This window comes from Candidatus Omnitrophota bacterium (assembly GCA_016929445.1).
Taxonomy (GTDB): Bacteria; Omnitrophota; Gorgyraeia; order JAFGIU01; family JAFGIU01; genus JAFGIU01.
Map to the genome: position 1 here is coordinate 1 of JAFGIU010000015.1, position 4,871 is coordinate 4,871.

At 57.7% G+C, this 4,871-nt stretch carries 6 protein-coding genes; all 6 read right to left on the reverse strand.

Going from position 1 to position 4,871, the window contains the following annotated elements; all coding sequences use genetic code 11:
• Nucleotides 1-969: alanine--tRNA ligase (locus JW937_01880; GenBank protein ID MBN1586160.1), on the reverse strand; the 969-nt coding region annotated here is incomplete at its 3' end.
• A gap of 48 nt (nucleotides 970-1,017) precedes the next feature.
• Nucleotides 1,018-1,509, reverse strand: coding sequence for a regulatory protein RecX (locus JW937_01885; GenBank protein ID MBN1586161.1), 492 nt, complete (start codon nucleotides 1,507-1,509; stop codon nucleotides 1,018-1,020).
• A 13-nt stretch (nucleotides 1,510-1,522) separates the two neighbouring features.
• A complete protein-coding gene (locus tag JW937_01890; GenBank protein MBN1586162.1) occupies nucleotides 1,523-2,965 on the reverse strand; it encodes a Do family serine endopeptidase in 1,443 nt (480 codons plus the stop codon).
• On the reverse strand, nucleotides 2,965-4,002 hold the full coding sequence (gene recA / locus JW937_01895; protein ID MBN1586163.1) for a recombinase RecA: 1,038 nt from the start codon (nucleotides 4,000-4,002) through the stop codon (nucleotides 2,965-2,967). The genes JW937_01890 and recA overlap by 1 nt, the downstream gene beginning before the upstream one ends.
• Before the next feature lie 116 nt (nucleotides 4,003-4,118).
• Nucleotides 4,119-4,661, reverse strand: a complete 543-nt coding sequence (locus tag JW937_01900; GenBank protein MBN1586164.1) for an NUDIX hydrolase — start codon at nucleotides 4,659-4,661, stop codon at nucleotides 4,119-4,121.
• On the reverse strand, nucleotides 4,658-4,871 hold a 214-nt coding region (locus JW937_01905; GenBank protein ID MBN1586165.1), incomplete at its 5' end, for a hypothetical protein. The genes JW937_01905 and JW937_01900, both read right to left, overlap by 4 nt.

Sequence of the window (4,871 nt, forward strand, 5' to 3'; positions counted from 1 at the left end):
GACCACGGCTGCAGCCACTTCGGACTGAAAAAGTCCTTCAACACCCAGCATGCGCGCGTGCCACGCCGCCTTGCGGATAAGCTTGCGGATCACATACCCGCGTCCTTCATTCCCGGGGATCACTCCGTCGCTGATACAGAAGGCAGCCGCCCGCACATGATCGGCAATGGCATTGAGATCCCTCACCTTGGGGCCGAGCTCCCGGAGTCCTGCGCCGCCGGCCAGCTTCAAAATGCGTTGCCGGATCGGGGCAAACAGATCAATTTCAAAATTCGTGTCCACCCCCTGCATGACCGCAGCCATGCGCTCCAGACCCATTCCTGTATCGATGTTTTTGTTCGGAAGCGGGTCCAGGGCTCCGCCGTCTTTACGGTCAAACTGGGTAAAGACCAAGTTCCAGATTTCTACCAAACGCTCCTCGCCTTTGGCCTCTCCCCGGTCAAAGAAGATCTCGGAGCAAGGGCCGCAAGGCCCGTTCGGCCCTTTGTCCGGCGCATCCGCAGGCCAAAAATTTTCTTTGGGGCCGAGCTTGAGGATGCGGTCCTGCGGCACCTTAATCTGCTCTTTCCAGATCCTGTAAGCCTCCTCGTCCTGTTCGTAGACAGAAATCCACAGAAGCGCGGGATCAATCCTGAAGTCCCCGACCAGGAGTTCCCAAGCCCAGCGAATGGCCTCTTCCTTGAAATAGTCCCCGAAACTGAAATTGCCCAGCATCTCAAAAAAGGAGTGATGCGAGGAGGTCTTACCCACATTTTCCAGATCGCCTGTGCGCAGGCACTTCTGGCTGGTGGTCGCGCGCGTGTAATCCGTGATTTCGCCCATGAATTGGGCCTTAAACTGATTCATACCCGCGCCGGTGAAGAGCAGGGTGGGATCGTTCTCCGGCACAAGGGAGTCGCTGGGCAGCCTGCGATGCCCTTTGGCTTCAAAGAATTTCAGATAGCGTGTCCGGATTTCGTTTGTGTTCATAGTAATTTGTCATCCCCGCGCAGGCGGGGATCCAGTTGTTTCAGGCTTTCAAGTAGATTCCCTCTTTCGCGGGAATGACAGTGCGGCGTTAATATCTTCTTCCGAAAATCCTCTTTGCATCAGACGCCGTTTCCAACGCGCCCGGTCCTTGTCCGTCTCAGAGCCCGAGAGCAATGCGCGCCAGCGTTCCACCCATTCGCTGGCCAAACGTCTTTCGTCCACGTCTGCGGCAACCCGGCTCAAAGTCTTCTGAACCAAGGCCTCGTCCAATCCCTTTTGAAGCAAATCCGTTTCAATGGCCCGCAACGCCGTTTGTCTTTCGAGAACCCGGTGCTCCGTCCAATAACGCGCAAAGCGTTCGTCGTCAATCAGACCGGCCTTTTCGAGTTCGTCCAAGACCTGCGTTTGGACAGGAGCGCTGTATTCCCGCCCCTGCAGGGAACTCTGGAGCTCCCAGCGGCTGCGGGGCCGCCGTTTCAAAAGACGCAAAGCCACGCTGCGCGCTTTTTCCATTGATGTGTCGTTCGTCTCTTCGGGCATTGGACCGGGTGGGTTATTCGCCGGATTTCACAAGCACAAAGCCGTAGCCTGTCCGAATCAGAGCCTTGTCCGAACACTCCTTGACGGCCCTGCGGAATTCCTCAAGCGTGGACACGGAACGGCGATCCACTCCGCGTACAACATCCCCCACTTGGAGCCCCGCCTTGTCACAGGGAGACCCGGGCTCGACCTCTACAACGACGACTCCGCTTTCTTCCTGGACCGCGTAAGCCGCGCGCACATCCGGCGTCATTTCCACAACACGAATTCCATACCAGGTGTCCGACATCAACTCCTGGGCGGATTCCATTTTTTCTTCCAGAAGCGCCGCCTGCTCAGGCCGCACTCCGATATTTACCGAAATCCCAAAGCTCCGCCCCTCCCGGTACACTTGCAAAGCCGCACTGGAGCCCACTTGGGTCATGTTGACGCGTTCGATCAGCGAAGACACATCCGTGACCCTGTGCCCGTCATATTCGCGAATCACGTCACCGGCCGCCAATCCCGCTTTTACCGCAGGTCCGCCCGGAAGCACTTCGACGACCATCACCCCCTGCGTGTCCGGCAGGCCAAAATAGTCGGCCAACTCCTGATCCACATTCTGGATCTGCACTCCCAGCCACCCGTAGAGGATCTCATTGCCTTGCTTGAGATCGTCAAGCACCCGCTTGGCCATATTGATGGGGATGGCAAAACCAATCCCCTCGGAACCTCCGGAGGTACTGAAGATCGCCACATTGATCCCGATCACCTGGCCGTAGATGTCCACCAGCGGGCCGCCGCTATTGCCCGGATTGATGGAGGCATCGGTCTGGATCAATCCCACATAATTGCGGTTGCGCGAGCCTGTTTGCGGCAGACTGCGATTGACCGCGCTCACCACACCCACGGTCACCGTGGGAACGGGGTTGAGCACCGCAAATCCAAAGGGGTTGCCGACGGCAATAGCCCACTGGCCGATGCGCACCTTATCCGAATCCCCGAGGCGGGCCACAGGAAGATTTCCGGCATCGATTTTCACCACCGCCAAATCCGTGCGCGAATCCACTCCGCTGACAGTGCCCTCAAACTCCCGGCCATCCCCCAGAGTCACTGTGATCCGGTCCGCACCCTGGACCACGTGTTCATTGGTGAGAATGTGGCCTTCTGTATCAATGATCACGCCGGAACCCAGGCCCACCCGGGTAAACTCCCTCTCCGAGGGGATGCCGAAAAACTCTTCAAAGAAACGATCCAGCAGAGGGTCCCTGCCGTACCGGTCCCCGTAAGACCGGTAGACCGGGATCCGCTGCGTAATCTGCACGCTGATGCTGACAACAGCCGGACCGATCTCCGCGGATACATCCGTAAATGCCTGTTCCACCTGCAGCGCAGCCGGCGGAGGATTACTGGCAAAAGAAAAAGCGCAGGGACATGCCGCAAGCATAAGAGCAGACAGCAATGCCCTGCGCAACATTATTTAGTCTCCAACGCCATGGTACGGGTCTTACTCTCAATCTCCGTCGCGAGTTTGGGATTTTCCTTCAAAAAGATACGCGCGTTCTCACGGCCTTGGCCCAGCCTCTGTTCACCGTAGTTATACCAGCTCCCGCTTTTGGTGATGATGCCCTCTTCCTGGGCAATATCCATGATGCTGCCTATGTGGGAAACCCCTTCCCCGAACAGGAGATCAAACTGGGCCTCACGAAACGGAGGAGCCAGCTTGTTCTTCACCACCTTAGCCTTCACACGATTGCCTATAATTTCGTCGCCCAAGGTAATGCTCCCGATACGCCTCAAATCAATGCGCGCGGAGCTGTAGAACTTGAGGGCGCGGCCGCCCGGGGTGGTTTCCGGACTCCCGAACATGACGCCGATCTTCTCGCGGAGCTGGTTGATGAAGATGCAGCAAGTTCGGCTCTTGGACACCGCAGCCGTCAACTTGCGCAGGGCCTGGCTCATGAGCCGGGCCTGCAAACCCACGTGCGCGTCGCCCATCTCCCCTTCAATTTCCGCTTTGGGAACAAGGGCGGCCACGGAGTCAATGACCACGACATCCACGGCATTGGAACGGATCAGAGTCTCGGTAATTTCCAGAGCCTGCTCGCCGGTGTCGGGTTGGGAGATCAACAGGTCGTCCAGGTTGACGCCGATCTTCTTGGCATAACTCGGATCCAGGGCGTGTTCCGCATCCACAAATGCGGCCACACCGCCGGCCTTCTGCGCCTGGGCCACAATGCTCAGACAAAGGCTGGTCTTGCCGCCGGACTCCGGGCCAAAGATCTCGACTACGCGCGAACGCGGGACTCCGCCGATTCCCAATGCCATGTCCAAAGAGAGGGCTCCTGTGGAAATGGCCGGAATATCAAAATTTGCGTTCTGGCCGAGCTTCATAATAGCGCCCTTGCCAAATTGCTTTTCGATCTGAGCCAAGGCAAGATCCAAGGCACGTGTTCTCTCGATTTTTTCTTTATCCACTTCTTTGATCACGGGCTCGGTATTCTTCTGAGTCATAATGCGTTACTCCTATCTACTTAGCCTGGTGGGGATGCGAGGCCCTGACCGGCAGCCGAACAGGCACCCTCCGGCTGCTGAAAACACGGATTCTCCGCTGAATATAGAGAGGGATATTATAGGCTATTCCGGCGCGCCAGCCAATACAGGGCAATAAGGGTCTTGGCATCGACAATTTCGCCCTGATCGAGCATCCGGAGAGCCTCTTTGACGCTAAGCCGGACAGGCTCCAGGTGCTCGTCCTCATCCAGCTTGGCAAGAGCGGGCTCCAGTTCTGTGGCAAGGTACAGATACATGATTTCCGTGTTAAAACCCGGGGAGGGGTAGAACTCCAGCACCTTTTTCACGCGCTTTGGGGAAAAACCGATCTCCTCGGCCAGTTCCCGGCACGCGCACTGCTCCGGGGTCTCCCCCGGGTCCAGGGTGCCGGCAGGAATCTCATAGATCCATCCATCCGGAGCCACCCGGTGTTGGCGCACCAGAATCACGTGCTCAGGATCGGGCATGGCCAGCATCACCGCAGCACCCGGATGTTCGATGACCTCCCGGTGCCCGATCCTGCCGCCAGGCATCTCCAGCTTCCTGACACGCACATGAAGAAGTTGCCCGTCAAAAACAGGCTCAGAGGAAATTGTCCTGCAGGTCTCTCCGGGTTTCATTCAATCCCCCATTCACGGCAAAGCTCGTCGTTGATCTGACGGATCTCGCGCGGGTTGATGCGGCGATCTTTCTTCAGGGATGCCGGGGCGGACGGTCCGCCCCCCTGCCCCTTTTGCATGAGGGCCTGGAGTTCGTCCGCGCTCATCCACACCGCCTGGTGCGTGCGCGCATAGTGTTTGACCTCGTTGTCCGAACTCACCACCACACAA